Raw genomic sequence first — 15002 nt, 5'->3', positions numbered from 1 at the left:
GTGACGGCCACCTCGATGAGGTCTCCTCCCGGTGCGTTGACCCGGCGGGCGACGGCGCCGGTGTGTCTGCTCTGTGCGGTTGTCCTGCCCGAGCCGTCGCCCCGAGTCGGACGGCGCCGGGTGCTCTCGCGCGGCCTGGAGCTAACTTTCGGCCAGGATGTGCGAGAGCTCCGTATCCAGATCGAAGTGGCGGTGTTCCGTGCCGGGCGGCACGGCAGCGTCCGTTCGCTTCAGGAACGATTCCAGGGCCCGCGCCGGGGCTTCGAGCAGAGCCTCACCCTCAGGGGAACTCAGGGCGATGCAGACGACGCCCTGACCGTGGCTCCGGGACGGCCAGACTCGGACGTCGCCGGTTCCGGTGGGCCGGTGAAGGCCCTCGGCGAGGAGGTCGCGGGCAAACACCCATTCGACTGTTTCCTCGGCTCCGGTGTGGAAGGTGGCGTGCACGGCATAGGGATCGGCCGTGTCATACCGCAGTCCTGCGGGTACAGGCAGTGAGGACTCGCTCGACACAACGAGGCGCAGGTGCAGCTCGCAGCTGACCGTGGTGTTCATAAGCGCCAGGGCCTTTCGCTCAGTGTGCGCTCGGGGATTCGCACGTCGGCGAAATCGACATGCCACCTACGGTGCCGTTGTAAACCCCTCTGAGGGTTTTGGGTGTCTTTAGGTAGCTCGTACGGCGGGTTGTTTGTTCGGCACGTACACCCATTCCGGTGACCGGTTTCCGTCCGGTAGGGTTTGGCCGTATGAATACGGGGAGTAACGAGCCGGGGGTTGCTGAAACAATCACCGGTACGAAGGACGAACAGCCGCTCGGATCGCGTGCGCCGGAGTTCATCCAGGCCCGCAAGGCGCTGCACCTCAGCTGGCAGGTGGGCGTATTCATCGTCGGCCTCGCCGTGGTCGTCGCGGGCATCATCATGTTGCCGCTGCCCGGACCGGGGTGGCTGGTGATCTTCGGGGGAATGGCGATCTGGGCGACCGAGTTCGTCTGGGCCCAGCTGGTGCTTCGCTGGACGAAGCGGAAGGTCACCGAGGCCGCGCAGCGTGCGCTCGACCCCAAGGTGCGCCGCCGGAACATCATCCTGACGACCATCGGCCTGGTGATCATCGCCGTGCTCGTGGCGATCTACGTCTGGAAGTTCGGCCTCGAGATGCCGTGGAAGATCAAGGAGTGACCCCGGGTGGCTCCGGGCGGTCGGAGGCACCCGCTGACATGCGGTAATGTTCTCCCTGCGCCGGGGGCGATTAGCTCAGTGGGAGAGCGCTTCGTTCACACCGAAGAGGTCACTGGTTCGAACCCAGTATCGCCCACCCCGAAACTGCGGCCCGGAGGCTTACAGCCTCCGGGCCGCAGTCGTATTCGCGCCCTTTTCCGTGCGGCACAAGGGAATTGATGCCCCGTCGGCTGCCGCACGGAAAAGCGGAGTCAGTGCATTCTGCCGAGAACGTCCCGTACCCGGCGGGCGTCGCGCAGCCTTTGTTCGTACGTCGCGCCGACGGCGAGCAGCAGCAGTCCGGCGAGCGCGGGCGGCAGCCAGCGCGGCAGGGCATCCACCACTTGGACGATGTAGGGCGCGAGTTCGTGCAGCGCGTCCAGGGCGAGGACCGTACCGCCGAGCGCCAGCGGGGCCTGCAGCCGGTACCGGGCGCCCATCAGCGTGATCAGCAGGGCCGCCGTGCCCAGGAGCAGTGGACGCAGCCAGTGCGCGTCGCCCCAGGCGGCCACCAGACTCGGCAGCAGGGTCGCCGCCAGGCCGGGGCCGTAGGCCGTCCAGGAGGACGTCTCCGGGAGACGGCGGCGCCGCAGCACGCCGATCACGAGCGCCGGGAGAGTCACCGGCAGCGTGTAGGCCTCCGGGGTTCCGACGTCCCAGGCGGCCAGGCGCACCCAGGTCGCCAGGAGGAACAGCGCCCCTGCGGCGTACCCCACCGGGCGGCGTTCCGTGCGGAGCGCGGTGCCCGCGGCGATGACCCCGCCGAGCGCGAGCGCCAGGGCGAGGGTCGCCGGGTGCCCCGCGGTGAGGACGATCGCGAGGCCGCCCGCGAGCGCCCCGGTGATCTCGACCGGCGGCGTCAGCGGATGGCGGCCGAGCCGGGCCGCGGCCAGGGCGGCGAGCGCCGGTACGACGAGCGTCAGGAGCCCCGTGTGCTCCGTGCGCAGGCCCAGGGCGGCCCCCGAGACGCAGGCGAGCGCTGCGGCGTACGAGACGGCCGCGCAGACCGCGGTGGGCGCCGCTCCCGCGACCGTCTCCGGGCGGCGGGCCGCGAACACCGTGGCCGCCAGGAACAGCGCCGTCAGGGCGGCCAGCGTGCCCAGCGTCGCCGAGGTGGTCGCCAGGGCGAGGAGCGCGACGCTCACCGAGGAGGCGACCGCAAGGCCCAGCGAGGTCAGGGCGAGCGGCCTCGACCCCGCACGCGTCGCGACGGCCAGCAGCACCGCGACCACCGCGACGTGCGCCGATACCCCGGCCGCATAGGGGAGTTGGAGCGCCGGAGGCAGCAGGAACACCGCGGCCCAGGACAGACCGAGCGCACCTGCGCGCGCCACGGACGGGCTCAGGGCGGGCTCGGCGACGGGCAGGAAACGTGCCCCCGCGAGCAGCACACCGGCGATCACGGCGAGTACGAGTGAGGCCATGGCCGGGTGGTGCACCGGGAGTTCCGCGGAGAAGACCGCGGTTGCCGCGTTCGACGGGGCGCCCGACCAGGCCTTTCCGGCCCAGTTGACGGGCCCGGCGAGCGCGGAGACCAGTGCGGGCAGCGTCCACAGCGCCGCGAGCGCGTGGATCAGGAGCGCCGCTCCGGCGATCCCGCGCGGGACGGGGCGCGGCAAGGCGGTGCGTACGACCGCCAGCAGCGCGACGGCGCAGGCCAGATAGCCGGGCACCGCCCACGCCTCGGGCAGGGCCTCGCGCAGCACGCCACCGGCCGCGGCCGCCACGAGCAGGCCGCCCGCGAACGCCGCACCCGTCGCCTGCGCAGGCGGCGCGATCAGCCGTGCCGCCGCCAGCGCGATCGCCGCCGCGAGGATCAGGAGCGCACCCGCCCGCACCGCGTCGGTCAGATCCGCGGCCGACCAGGACAGATAGCCGGCGGCCAGCGCGCCCCACAGACCCGCGGCGCAGGCGGAGACGGTCGCGATGACACGTACGCCGGCCTCGCCGGCCCGCAGCGCGACGGCCACGTCGAACGCCGCCGTCACCAGGAGCGCGGTCACCGTCGCGTGCTCTCCCGCGTCCGCGGCGCGCGCCCAAAGGAACAGAGGGAGTTGAGCTGTCGCCGCGGCGAGCGGCAGCGGCAGCCGCAGCTCGGGGAAGACCAGGCCGTACACCGTCCACAGCGCGGCGAGCACGGCGGACGCGGCAGCGGTGTACCCGAGGGCGTCGGCCTGCGGCAGGGCGACGGCATGAAGGGCGTACGCGTCGAGGGCGGTCAGGGCGAGGCCGAGCGCGGCGACCGTCTCCGCGGTCGAACGCAGCTTCCGGCGCAGCAGCAGCGTCGGCACACCGAGTGCCGTCAGGGTCACGGCCGCGAGGACGGCGCTGCGCCCGCCGATGCCCAGATGGCCCCAGCTCACCAGCGTGAACGCGATCGCCGCGACGGTGAGCAGGATGCCGCCCAGCGTCAGCAGCACGCTCTGCACGTTCGGCGGTGTCGCCTCCGGAGCGCGGACCGGCCGCGGGGGAGGGGATGCGGGGACAGGCCCGGGCGCGGGCGCGGTCGCCGCCTGGAGGACGCCGACCAGCCAGGCGCGGCGGTGCAGCAACTGTGTCCTGCGTGCGTCGAGGCTGCGCAGCTCCAGGTCGAGGACGCGGAGTTCCTCGGCCGGGGGCGGAATGTTCGTCATGTCCGTGGAGTGTGGTCCACGACACTGCGCCCGGCATGGGCGCGGATACTCAGGACGTACTCAGATCGGCGTCCTGACGGCAGACTCGGTCCATGGACTGGAGCCACTACCGCTTCCGCAGCGTCTGGAACGTGCCCGCCCCGCTCGCCGACGTGTTCGCCGTCCTCGAACGCGCCGAGGACTATCCGGCGTGGTGGCCCCAGGTGCGCGAGGTGACACCCGTCGACGAACGCACCGGCACCGCGCGCTTCCGCTCCCTCCTGCCGTACGACCTGTTCGTCACCGGCGAGGAACGGCGCCGCGACCAGGAGGCCGGGATCCTGGAGGTCGCCATGACCGGGGATCTGGACGGCTGGGCGCGCTGGACCGTCACGGCGGTGCCGGGCGGGACACGGGCGCTCTACGACCAGGAAGTGGTGGTGCGCAAACCGCTGATGCGCCGCTTCGCCGTCCCAGGCCGACCCGTGTTCCTCCTCAACCACGCGCTGATGATGCGCGCGGGCGAGCGAGGCCTGAAGGCGCACCTCAGGCGGGGCTGACGGCTTCTGCGGAAGCGGTTTGATGGAAACCCGCGGGGACCTGTATTGTTCAGTCCGTTCCCGGGCGATTAGCTCAGTGGGAGAGCGCTTCGTTCACACCGAAGAGGTCACTGGTTCGAACCCAGTATCGCCCACCCGGAGAATGCCGGTCCGTCACCGACGGACCGGTTTTTTCATGCCCTCGGACGGCAGACGTCGTCGTCGGACGGCAACCGTCAGGCGGCCGCGGGCATTTCGGGCCGCAGCGGCCAGGCGGGGTCCACCGTCTCCGGCGTACCGCTGCGCGCGAACCAGGCCTGCAGACCACGGGCCTGCGCCGCGTGCCACACCGCCTGCAACGCGTGCAGCTCGGCGGGCGAGAGCCGTTCGAGCCGGGAGGCGAAACGCTGCCCCACGGCACGTACGACATCGAGGGCGGCCTGCGCGTCGGCCGCCGCGTCGTGCGCGCCGTCCAGCTCCACCGCGTAGTGCGCGCACAGATCGGTCAGCGTGCGACGGCCCTTGCGGTACCGGTCGAGCTGCTTGTCCAGGACCCGTGGATCCAGGACGCAGAGCGGTGATCCCGCCATGTAATGACCGAGCGACGACGCGCGGTGCCTGCGCAACTCCCGGTCCAGGATCGTCAGATCGAAGGGCGCGTTCATGACGACGATGGGGCGGCCCGCCGCGCCCTGTTCCGCCAGTTCCCTCGCTATCTCCTCCATCACCGGCGCGGGCCAGCGGCCGTTGTGCTGAAGATGCTCCTCCGTCAGTCCGTGCACCGCGGTGGCGCTCTCGGGCACCGGAACGCCCGGGTTCACCAGCCAGCGGGTGATGCGCGGGCGGGTTCCCGCGCCCTGCTGGACGACGACGGCGGCCGACACAATGCGGTCGGTCTCGACGTCGACGCCCGTGGTCTCCGTGTCGAATGCGGCCAAGGGCCCCTCGTACCAGCACGTCATAGTGACGCAACTCCTCGATCATGTCCGGCAGATGGCTTTCCTCCCCCTGCCCACACCGGTGATACCCGGCCCGTTTGCGCCGTACGCGGCCCGGAGACAACAGAGGTACAGGGTTTGGAAGTTGACCGGCCCGAAGCGGGGATTCACTGGTTCGGAAGGCTCGTTGGACATGGCGCTCGCGCAGCCCGAACAGGGTGGGCTGCTGCCCGAGCGGATCGCACCGCCGCGCGGCACACTCGCCACCACCGCCTGTATGGAGACCCTTCAGGTGGGTTATCTGCACGCTGTCGCCGCCGCGGCGGGGTGCTCGCTCTCACAGCCCTTTCCCGACAACGGAATCGACTGGCACGTCAGCCACAGCGCCCCCGGGCACACGGTCGACGACGAAGTCACCATCAAGGTGCAGCTCAAGTGCACCTACCAGATACCGCCGAACCCGCCGGGCGCCGCGTTCTCCTTCACGCTCGACAACCCGCACCTGGAGAAGCTCGCAAGGACCCCGGTCGCGGTGCACAAGATCCTGGTCGTGATGCTCGTGCCCCGGTCGCAGGACGACTGGCTGCGCGCGGGTCACGACCGTCTCGACCTGCGGCACTGCTGTTACTGGACCAATCTCGCCGGTCACCGGGTGACCGGCCGGCGCAGGACCACCGTCCGCGTCCCGACCTCGCGGATCTTCGACGACAGGGCCCTCTGCGAGATCATGACGCGGGTCGGGACGGGAGGGAGACCCTGATGCACCGCCCGATCGAAGAGCCGCTACGCCCCGTTCGCCCGCACCCGGTCGAAGCCGCGGGCCCCCGGGACGGCCGGCCGGGCCCGCAGGATCCCCCCGACCCCTCGCAGGTCGACCCCGCGGTGCTCGGCGTCCTGCTCCACAGGCACGGCTGGCACCGGCGCGGAGGAGCGGCGGGCCGCTACGCCCGCTGGACTCCGCCGGGCTCCGCCAGGGGCGGCACAAGTCTCCTTGTCCCGGAGAGCAGGGCCTTCCCCGACTGCGACGACCTGCTCGGCGAGGCGCTCACCGCCCTCGCGCGCAGTGCGACGCCGTCCGCACGTGACGTCCTTGTCGGGCTCGCCGTGCCCAGCGACGAGATCCGCTGGTGGCGTGACGTCCCGGCGGGCCCGGCGGGCGCCGCGACCTGGACGGCGGAGGAGAAACTGCGCTCGGCGGCACGGCAGATGCTGCTCGCGGGTGCTCTCGCGGCGCGCGGCCGTGCCGGGTACTACGGGGCGCGGCACCGCGGGCCCGCCGCCGCGGCCCTGGAGAACGTCCTGGTCGGGCCCGCTCCCGGCGGGCGGCAGCTCACCGCATTCGTGCCCGTCCTGACCGGTCGGCCCATCGCGGTGCGGCTGCACCAGGCGCTGTACGCGGTCCGCGAGGCCGTCGACTACCAGCGCGCCACCGGTGGCATGGACGCCTTCGACGGCGCCGTCGAGGCGGGCGTCAGCCATGAGCTGACGGAAGCCGTCGTGGGCCTGGTGCGGGGCACGGAGGGCGCGCGGATCGCCGTGCAGTGGGCGCCCGCAGCCGGGGTGCCCGAGGGGTGCGCCGGCGATGCGGGGCCCGTCGAGTTCTCGCCCGGTGACCTGCCGGTGCTCCGGGAGGCGGGCGCCCGCTATCTGCGGGACGAGCCGGCGATGCCGGTGCGGATCACGGGGGCCGTGGTGCGGATGCGGAGATCCGGGCCGCGGGGCGAGGGCACCGTGCGGGTCCGGGTGCTCGCGGGCGTGGACGTCCCCCACGTACGCATGACGCTGGACGAGGAGTCGTACCGCATCGCGGGCCACGCCCATCTGGTCGGCCTTCCGATCCGGGTGCACGGGCGCCTGGAGAGCCGGGGCGGGTTCCGGCGGCTCACCGGGGCATCGGGAGTGGTGCCGGTGCAGGTGGACGAGGCGGAGAAGGACCGCCTGATGAAATCGCTCCAGGAGCATCTCGACTTCTTCGAGGAGGCGTGCGGCGGGGACTGAGACGGGGCGCGGCCGGGGCCCGCGGGATACGGGGGCATAACCGTTTCGCGATGGGCGCCCCCGGCTCGGTACGATTCGTTTCGCGTGCAGGAGCAGATCTGCCGCGCCCCCTTCAGGTAGGAGAGACCGGTGTCAGACGTCCGTGTGATCATCCAACGCGATTCCGAGCGGGAAGAGCGCGTGGTGACGACGGGCACTACGGCCGCCGAACTCTTCTCCACAGAGCGCACCATCGTCGCCGCCCGCGTGGCCGGCGAGCTGAAGGACCTCGCGTACGCCGTAAAGGACGGCGAGGAGGTCGAGCCCGTCGAGATCTCCTCCGAGGACGGCCTGAACATCCTGCGGCACTCCACCGCGCACGTGATGGCGCAGGCCGTGCAGGAGCTCTTCCCCGAGGCCAAGCTGGGCATCGGCCCGCCGGTCAAGGACGGCTTCTACTACGACTTCGACGTCGAGAAGCCCTTCACGCCCGAGGACCTCAAGGCCGTCGAGAAGAAGATGCAGGAGATCCAGAAGCGCGGCCAGCGTTTCTCGCGCCGCGTCGTCACCGACGAGGCCGCCCGCGAGGAGCTCGCCGACGAGCCGTACAAGCTGGAGCTCATCGGCATCAAGGGCTCCGCGTCCAGCGACGACGGCGCGGACGTCGAGGTGGGCGGCGGCGAGCTGACCATCTACGACAACCTCGACCCGAAGACCGGCGACCTGTGCTGGAAGGACCTCTGCCGCGGTCCCCACCTGCCCACCACCCGCAACATCCCGGCGTTCAAGCTGATGCGCAACGCCGCGGCGTACTGGCGCGGCAGCGAGAAGAACCCGATGCTCCAGCGCATCTACGGCACCGCCTGGCCCACCAAGGACGAGCTCAAGGCGCACCTGGAGTTCCTCGCCGAGGCCGAGAAGCGCGACCACCGCAAGCTCGGCAGCGAGCTGGACCTCTTCTCCGTCCCGGAGCAGATCGGCTCGGGCCTCGCGGTCTTCCACCCCAGGGGCGGCATCATCCGCCGGGTCATGGAGGACTACTCGCGCCGCCGCCACGAGGAGGAGGGGTACGAGTTCGTCTACACCCCGCACGCCACGAAGGGGAAGCTCTTCGAGACCTCGGGCCACCTGGACTGGTACGCCGACGGCATGTACCCGCCCATGCAGCTCGACGAGGGCGTGGACTACTACCTCAAGCCCATGAACTGCCCGATGCACAACCTGATCTTCGATGCGCGCGGGCGTTCCTACCGCGAACTGCCGCTGCGCCTCTTCGAGTTCGGCACGGTGTACCGGTACGAGAAGTCGGGCGTCGTGCACGGTCTGACCCGGGCCCGCGGCTTCACCCAGGACGACGCGCACATCTACTGCACCAAGGAGCAGATGGCGGACGAGCTCGACAAGACGCTCACCTTCGTCCTGAACCTCCTGCGTGACTACGGCCTGACCGACTTCTACCTCGAGCTGTCCACCAAGGACCCGGAGAAGTTCGTCGGCGCGGACGAGGTGTGGGAAGAGGCCACCGCGACGCTGCAGCAGGTGGCCGAGAAGCAGGGCCTCCCGCTCGTCCCCGACCCGGGCGGCGCCGCGTTCTACGGCCCGAAGATCTCCGTGCAGTGCAAGGACGCCATCGGCCGCACCTGGCAGATGTCGACCGTGCAGCTGGACTTCAACCTGCCGGAGCGCTTCAACCTGGAGTACACCGGCCCCGACGGCACCAAGCAGCGTCCGGTGATGATCCACCGTGCGCTCTTCGGGTCGATCGAGCGGTTCTTCGCGGTGCTTCTGGAGCACTACGCGGGTGCGATGCCGCCGTGGCTCGCCCCGGTGCAGGCCGTCGGCATCCCGGTCGGGGACGCGCACATCCCCTACCTCCAGGAGTTCGCGGCCGACGCCAAGAAGAAGGGCCTGCGGGTCGAGGTGGACGCCTCGTCCGACCGGATGCAGAAGAAGATCAGGACGCAGCAGAAGCTGAAGGTCCCGTTCATGATCATCGTCGGTGACGACGACATGAACGCCGGCACGATCTCCTTCCGCTACCGCGACGGCTCGCAGGAGAACGGCATTCCGCGCGACCAGGCCCTGGCCAAGCTCCTGGCCGTGGTGGAGAGCCGCGAGCAGGTGTGACCTGATCCCGCGTATGCGGGAAAGAAGACGCGTTAAGAAAGAGGCCCCCGGGACGCTCAGCGCCCCGGGGGCCTCTCGTCGTCTCCCCGTGCGAACACCTGCAACAGCCACGCCGAGAACGACCCGGTCACCGCGCCGAGCAGCGCGAGCCCGCAGGCCATCGTGCCCACCGCGATCAGGCGCCCCACCGGCGTCACGGGGGCCACGTCGCCGTAGCCCACGGTCGAGATGGTGGCCGCGGCCCACCACACGGAGTCCCCGAAGGTGCGGATCGTCGCGCCCTGCGCCGTGTGCTCGTGCTGGTAGACGGCCAGCGACGCGGCGAAGCCCAGGAGCAGCGCCGAAAGCCCGGCGTACGCGACCACGCGCGCGTGCAGCGCCAGACGCGGCTTCCCGTGCCTGCGCTGTACGGCTTCGTAGACGTGCACGACGCGCAGCGGCCGCAGCAGGGGCAGGACGAGGACCACGGTGTCCAGCCAGTGGCTGCGCACGAAGCGCGCCCCCTGCCCGCTCAGCCGCCACCGCACCGCGTAGTCCACGGCGAACAGGGCCCAGGCCGCGCAGAGCACCGCGAGGCAGACGTTGCGCCACCCCTCGGGCAGTCCCGGGGCGAGGACCAGTACCGCGTACAAGGTCAGATAGAGAAGCGACGCCATGGCAAGGAGCGCTTCGGTGCGGTTCTCCCAGCGTGTCTGACGGCATTCATCGGTCATCGCCCCAGCTTCGCGGTGCCGCACCCGGCGGGCGCCCCGCCGACACGCTCCGATCGCGGCAAGTCATATGCTGCACTGCATGACGAGTGAGCCGGAGCAGCAGATCGGAGTGGGGACGCAAGACGCGTTCCAGCGCCTGTGGACGCCCCACCGGATGGCGTACATCCAGGGCGAGAACAAGCCGAGCGGTCCGGGCGCCGACGACGGCTGTCCCTTCTGCACCATCCCGGCCAAATCCGACGAGGACGGCCTGGTCATCGCGCGCGGCGAGCAGGTGTACGCGGTGCTCAACCTCTACCCGTACAACGGCGGCCACTTGATGGTCGTGCCCTACCGCCACGTCGCCGACTACACCGAGCTGACCGCCCCGGAGACGGCCGAGCTCGGTGAGCTCACCAAGCAGGCCATGACGGCGCTGCGTGCCGCGTCCGGCGCGCACGGCTTCAACATCGGCATGAACCAGGGCACGGTTGCGGGCGCCGGTATCGCCGCGCATCTGCACCAGCACATCGTGCCGCGCTGGGGCGGGGACACGAACTTCATGCCGGTCGTCGGGCACACGAAGATCCTGCCGCAGCTGCTCGCGGACACCCGCAAGATGCTGGCCGACGCCTGGCCCGCCGCCCGCTAGCCCTACGCGTCGTACACGTCCGCCTTCCTCGGCATCGGGTCCTGGACCGCGCCGCTGAGGAAGCCGGAGCGTGCACCGAACTTCTCGGTGTCGACGCCGTTCTCCGCGAGCACCTTGATGGCCGCCGAGTGCACCACGCGCAGCACCGGTGTGGCCGCGCGCAGGGCATCGTCGGCCATGAAGCGGTGCCGCCACGGCTTGTCCGCCCAGGCGTGCCGCAGGCCGAAGGGCTCGGGCAGGACCAGCTTGCCGCCGAGGTGGTCCAGTATCGGCGGATACCAGGTGAAGGGGGCGCGCAGGGCGAGGCGTACGACCTCGTCCGCGTCGATCAGGGGCAGCTTGCGCTCCGTGGTCTCCCAGAACTTGATGGGCTTGGAGACCTTCTTGACCTTGGGGTCGGGCTTGCTCGTGAACAGGGAGTGCACCGGGCCGAGCGCGTGGCCGGTGACCTCGATGCGCAGGGTCTCGTGCAGGACGGTCACCGTGATCAGCATCGTGATGACCAACTGGCCGTCCCAGAGCGTGAACTGGCAGCCCAGATAGTGCCGGTTGCCGCCGCCGAACTGCTGCTCGTTGCAGATCCGCTGTACCTCGTGGCCGCGGACCTGGAAGGCCTCGACCTCCGTGCCCGAAGGGCGGGCGACCGCCTTCGCGTTCTCCCCGATGGGGGTGACGATCCAGTGCTTTATCGACGGCTTCGTGAAACCGCCGGTGTGCAGGGGGCCGCGCTCCAGGAGGCGCAGCTGGTCGTGCACCGCCTTTATGACGTCCCAGCTGCGGAACGGGTGGATCTCGGTGCCTTCCTTGCTGGAGACCAGCTCCTCGGCGAGCTGCCAGCTGCCCCAGCGCGTGCCCATGCCCAGTATTCCCTTGGGCCCCGCGTAGAAGACCGAGTTGCTCTGCTGCTCGGCCGAGAGGCGGGCCAGGCCCTGGCGGAGCTGCTCGGCCGTCGTCTCGCCCGGGCTGCCCGGCACCGCCTCGGGGATCTTCGCGCCGATGCCGCCGCCGGAGAGCAGGCTCGACCAGCGCTCGCGCAGGTCTCTCGCGGTGCGCTCGGCGATCAGCTTGGCCCAGAACCAGCCGGCCACGGGGACGACTATCGCCGCGCGGATGTACCAGCCGAGGAAACCGCTGATCGGCAGCTTGATGAGGAAGATCACGGCCAGGATGCCGACGGCCACCATGACGGCCGTGGCGATCGCGCTCGCCCGCTTGTTGTCCCGCTTGACGACCGCCTGCTTGATGGTGAACAGCAGCAGCCAGACGATGAGTCCGGGTAGGAACAGCAGTCCGCACAGCACCATCACGATGGTGAGCCAGCGGTCGCGGTCCTTGCGGATGTTGTTCGCCGCGAGGCAGTGCTCGACGATCGACTGCGGTTCCATGCCGAAGGACTGGATCAGCGGCTTGCGGGCGCCGCCGAGCATCCGCACCTGCACGGCCCGCGCGAACGCCTCGCCCAGATTCGGCGCCATGAGCGACCAGAGGCCCTTGTGCACCTCGGACTTGTGCCATTCGTTGTTGGCATCGAGGATCTTCGAGGCCTTGTCGTCGCGGTACGCGGCCGACGCGAGGGCATTGGTCGCCGCCGTCTGTCCCGCGGCCCCGGACAGCGGGACCTGAGCCCCGGGCCTGAAGTCGAATACGTCGTCCGCCACTGCCGCCCCCATCGCCGCAATACTTCGCTGCTGCGGCTCTTCCCGACTTCCCTGCCTGACACACCTGTTGATCAGGTCATCAGCGTATCTGTGCGCACCGACATCCGGCAGGGCGCATCGGTGCGCCCTGCCGGATACCCTCGACGACCCTCAACTAGGAGACGTCCTGGGCCTGTTCACGAATCCTCTCGGAGAGCTGGGGCGGCATGGGTTCGTGACGTGCGTACGTGCGGCTGAAGCGTGCGGTGCCCTGCGAGAGGGACCGCAGGTCCACGGCGTACCGCCCGATCTCGATCTCGGGCACCTCGGCCCGTACGAGCGTGCGTCCGCCCGGCGCCTGCTCGGTGCCGACCACCCGGCCGCGGCGCCCCGAGAAGTCGCTCATCACCGGCCCCACATGGTCGTCGCCGACCAGGACCCGCACCTCGGCCACCGGCTCCAGGAGATGGATCCTGGCGTCGGCCGCGGCCTCGCGCAGGGCGAGCGCGCCCGCCGTCTGGAACGCGGCGTCGGACGAGTCCACCGAGTGGGCCTTGCCGTCGAGGAGCGTGATGCGCACGTCGATCAGGGGATAGCCCGCGGCCACGCCCTTCGCGGCCTGCGCGCGCACGCCCTTCTCGACGGACGGTATGAACTGCCGCGGCACGGCGCCGCCCACCACCTTGTCGACGAACTCGATGCCGCTGCCGCCCGGCAGCGGTTCGACCTCGATCTCGCAGATCGCGTACTGGCCGTGGCCGCCGGACTGCTTCACGTGGCGGCCGCGTCCCCCCGACTTGCCCGCGAACGTCTCCCGCAGGGAGACCTTGTGGCTCACCACGTCGACCTGCACGCCGTAGCGGCTGCGCAGCCGCTCCAGGGCGACGTCCGCGTGCGCCTCGCCCAGGCACCACAGGACCACCTGGTGGGTGTCCTGGTTCTGCTCCAGGCGCATCGTCGGGTCCTCGGCGACAAGCCGGGAGAGCCCTTGGGAGAGCTTGTCCTCGTCCGCCTTGCTGTGCGCCTGGATGGCGAGCGGCAGGAGCGGGTCGGGCATGTCCCAGGGCTCCATGAGGAGCGGGTCGTCCTTGGCCGAGAGGGTGTCGCCCGTCTCGGCGCGGTTGAGCTTGGCGACGCAGGCCAGATCGCCCGCGATACAGCGCGTGAGGGTGCGCTGCTGCTTGCCGAAGGGGGAGGACAGCGCGCCGATGCGCTCGTCGACGTCGTGATCCTCGTGGCCCCGGTCGGCCAGGCCGTGCCCCGAGACGTGCACGGTCTCCTCGGGACGCAGGGTGCCGGAGAAGACGCGTACGAGCGAGATGCGCCCCACGTAGGGGTCGGACGCCGTCTTCACGACCTCGGCGACGAGCGGCCCGTCGGGATCGCAGGTCAGCGGGGGCCGCGCCGTGCCGCCCGGTGTGGTGACGGCGGGCGCCGGGTGCTCCAGAGGGGTGGGGAAGCCGCCTGTGATCAGTTCCAGGAGCTCCACCGTGCCGATGCCCTGCCGGGCGCCCTCGGCCGCGGGTGCCGCCGCGAGCACGGGGTGGAAGATGCCGCGCGCCACGGCCCGTTCCAGATCGTCGACGAGTGTCTTGAAGTCGATGTCCTCGCCGCTGAGATAGCGGTCCATGAGGGACTCGTCCTCGCTCTCGGCGATGATCCCCTCGATCAGTTTGTTCCGCGCGTCCTCGATCAGCGGGAGCTGGTCCTCGCCGGGTTCGGACTCCTTGCGTTCGCCCGACGCGTAGTCGAAGATCCGCTGCGAGAGCAGCCCGACCAGGCCGGTCACCGGAGCGTGGCCGTCCGGCCCCTCGGCGCCGTGCAGCGGCAGGTACAGCGGAAGCACCGCGTCGGGGTCGTCGGCGCCGAAGGCCTCGGCACACGTCCGGGTCATCTCCCTGAAGTCGGCACGGGCCGCCTCCAGGTGGGTCACCACGATGGCCCGCGGCATCCCGACCGCCGCGCACTCCTCCCAGACCATGCGGGTCGCGCCGGTGATGCCCTCGACGCCCTCGGCGGCCGAAACGATGAAAAGGGCCGCGTCCGCGGCGCGCAGACCGGCCCGTAACTCGCCGACGAAATCGGCGTACCCGGGGGTGTCCAGAAGATTGATCTTGTAGCCGCCCCATTCGACGGGGACCAGGGACAGCTGCACCGAGCGCTGCTGCCGGTGCTCGATGTCGTCGTAGTCGGAGACGGCCGTGCCGTCCTCCACCCGGCCCGCCCGGTTCACCGCCCCCGCGGTCAGCGCGAGGGCCTCCACGAGAGTCGTCTTGCCCGATCCGCTGTGGCCGACCAGCACCACATTCCGTACGGACGCGGGGTGGTCGGCCGCTGTAGCCCTGCCGGCGGCTCCGGGGTGTGCATTCGCCTTGTCGCCCATGCCTTGGCCTCCCGGTTACGTGCACGGTGAGGAGGCACAGCCCCCTCGGGGATGCTGGCTGCTCGCGGACGTGCGGGGCCGTGTGCGGGTCGGCTCCGGCGACGCCCGCGGTGCTTTCGAGCTTTCCACCCGGGTCACTGTGCGTCCATACGTCGTACGCGATCGTGAGGGCGCGAGCCGGTCCGTCAAGGGCGTGACTACGATGGGCCAGCCGGTGGCCAACAGGGC

12 protein-coding genes and 2 tRNA genes are annotated in these 15002 nt (G+C 70.7%); 8 read left to right on the top strand and 6 right to left on the bottom strand.

All coding sequences use genetic code 11. From position 1 onward, the window contains the following. Positions 1-141 precede the first annotated feature (141 nt). The gene (locus tag ABZ906_RS41735; protein ID WP_003959770.1) at positions 142-555 is read right to left on the bottom strand and encodes an SsgA family sporulation/cell division regulator; all 414 of its coding nucleotides are present in this window, start codon (positions 553-555) and stop codon (positions 142-144) included. A gap of 191 nt (positions 556-746) precedes the next feature. Between ABZ906_RS41735 and ABZ906_RS41730 the strand changes: the two genes are divergently transcribed. Next, positions 747-1178 carry a TIGR02611 family protein gene (locus ABZ906_RS41730; RefSeq protein ID WP_190082528.1) on the top strand — a complete coding sequence of 144 codons (432 nt, stop codon included), beginning with the start codon at positions 747-749 and terminating at the stop codon, positions 1176-1178. Between the two features lie 64 nt (positions 1179-1242). Next, a tRNA-Val gene (locus ABZ906_RS41725) sits at positions 1243-1314 on the top strand. Positions 1315-1429: 115 nt separating this feature from the next. Here ABZ906_RS41725 and ABZ906_RS41720 read toward each other — a convergent pair. Further along, positions 1430-3850, bottom strand: coding sequence for a hypothetical protein (locus ABZ906_RS41720; protein ID WP_361391786.1), 2421 nt, complete (start codon positions 3848-3850; stop codon positions 1430-1432). A 92-nt stretch (positions 3851-3942) separates the two neighbouring features. Between ABZ906_RS41720 and ABZ906_RS41715 the strand changes: the two genes are divergently transcribed. Then, complete coding sequence (locus ABZ906_RS41715) at positions 3943-4389, top strand: SRPBCC family protein (protein ID WP_361192645.1); 447 nt, start codon at positions 3943-3945, stop codon at positions 4387-4389. A 62-nt stretch (positions 4390-4451) separates the two neighbouring features. Then, positions 4452-4523, top strand: a tRNA-Val gene (locus ABZ906_RS41710). Between the two features lie 81 nt (positions 4524-4604). Here the strand turns inward: ABZ906_RS41710 and ABZ906_RS41705 are convergent. Next, positions 4605-5330 (bottom strand): 3'-5' exonuclease, encoded by a 726-nt coding sequence (locus ABZ906_RS41705; RefSeq protein ID WP_361192642.1) that lies wholly within the window; start codon positions 5328-5330, stop codon positions 4605-4607. 169 nt (positions 5331-5499) lie between these two features. Here ABZ906_RS41705 and ABZ906_RS41700 point away from each other — a divergent pair, with 169 nt between their 5' ends. The 3 genes from ABZ906_RS41700 (at position 5500) to thrS (ending at position 9410) form a co-directional block, all read left to right on the top strand. Continuing rightward, positions 5500-6066 carry a DUF4365 domain-containing protein gene (locus ABZ906_RS41700; RefSeq protein ID WP_361391783.1) on the top strand — a complete coding sequence of 189 codons (567 nt, stop codon included), beginning with the start codon at positions 5500-5502 and terminating at the stop codon, positions 6064-6066. Next, positions 6063-7304, top strand: coding sequence for a hypothetical protein (locus ABZ906_RS41695; protein WP_361391807.1), 1242 nt, complete (start codon positions 6063-6065; stop codon positions 7302-7304). The genes ABZ906_RS41700 and ABZ906_RS41695 overlap by 4 nt, the downstream gene beginning before the upstream one ends. 129 nt (positions 7305-7433) lie before the next feature. Then, positions 7434-9410, top strand: a complete 1977-nt coding sequence (gene thrS, locus ABZ906_RS41690; RefSeq protein ID WP_361391780.1) for a threonine--tRNA ligase — start codon at positions 7434-7436, stop codon at positions 9408-9410. Positions 9411-9466: 56 nt separating this feature from the next. Here thrS and ABZ906_RS41685 read toward each other — a convergent pair whose 3' ends face one another. After that, entirely contained in the window at positions 9467-10123 is a 657-nt protein-coding gene (locus ABZ906_RS41685; RefSeq protein WP_361391778.1) for a potassium channel family protein, read from the bottom strand. Positions 10124-10190: 67 nt separating this feature from the next. Between ABZ906_RS41685 and ABZ906_RS41680 the strand changes: the two genes are divergently transcribed. Further along, entirely contained in the window at positions 10191-10754 is a 564-nt protein-coding gene (locus tag ABZ906_RS41680; protein WP_361192630.1) for an HIT domain-containing protein, read from the top strand. A gap of 2 nt (positions 10755-10756) precedes the next feature. Here ABZ906_RS41680 and ABZ906_RS41675 read toward each other — a convergent pair whose 3' ends face one another. Next, positions 10757-12424, bottom strand: a complete 1668-nt coding sequence (locus tag ABZ906_RS41675; protein WP_361192627.1) for a hypothetical protein — start codon at positions 12422-12424, stop codon at positions 10757-10759. 142 nt (positions 12425-12566) lie between these two features. Further along, on the bottom strand, positions 12567-14774 hold the full coding sequence (locus ABZ906_RS41670) for an elongation factor G-like protein EF-G2 (RefSeq protein ID WP_361192624.1): 2208 nt from the start codon (positions 14772-14774) through the stop codon (positions 12567-12569). Positions 14775-15002: the final 228 nt, after the last annotated feature.

The organism is Streptomyces sp. NPDC046925 (assembly GCF_040644915.1).
Lineage (GTDB): Bacteria > Actinomycetota > Actinomycetes > Streptomycetales > Streptomycetaceae > Streptomyces.
This window is presented reverse-complemented; position numbering and strand designations above follow the sequence as displayed.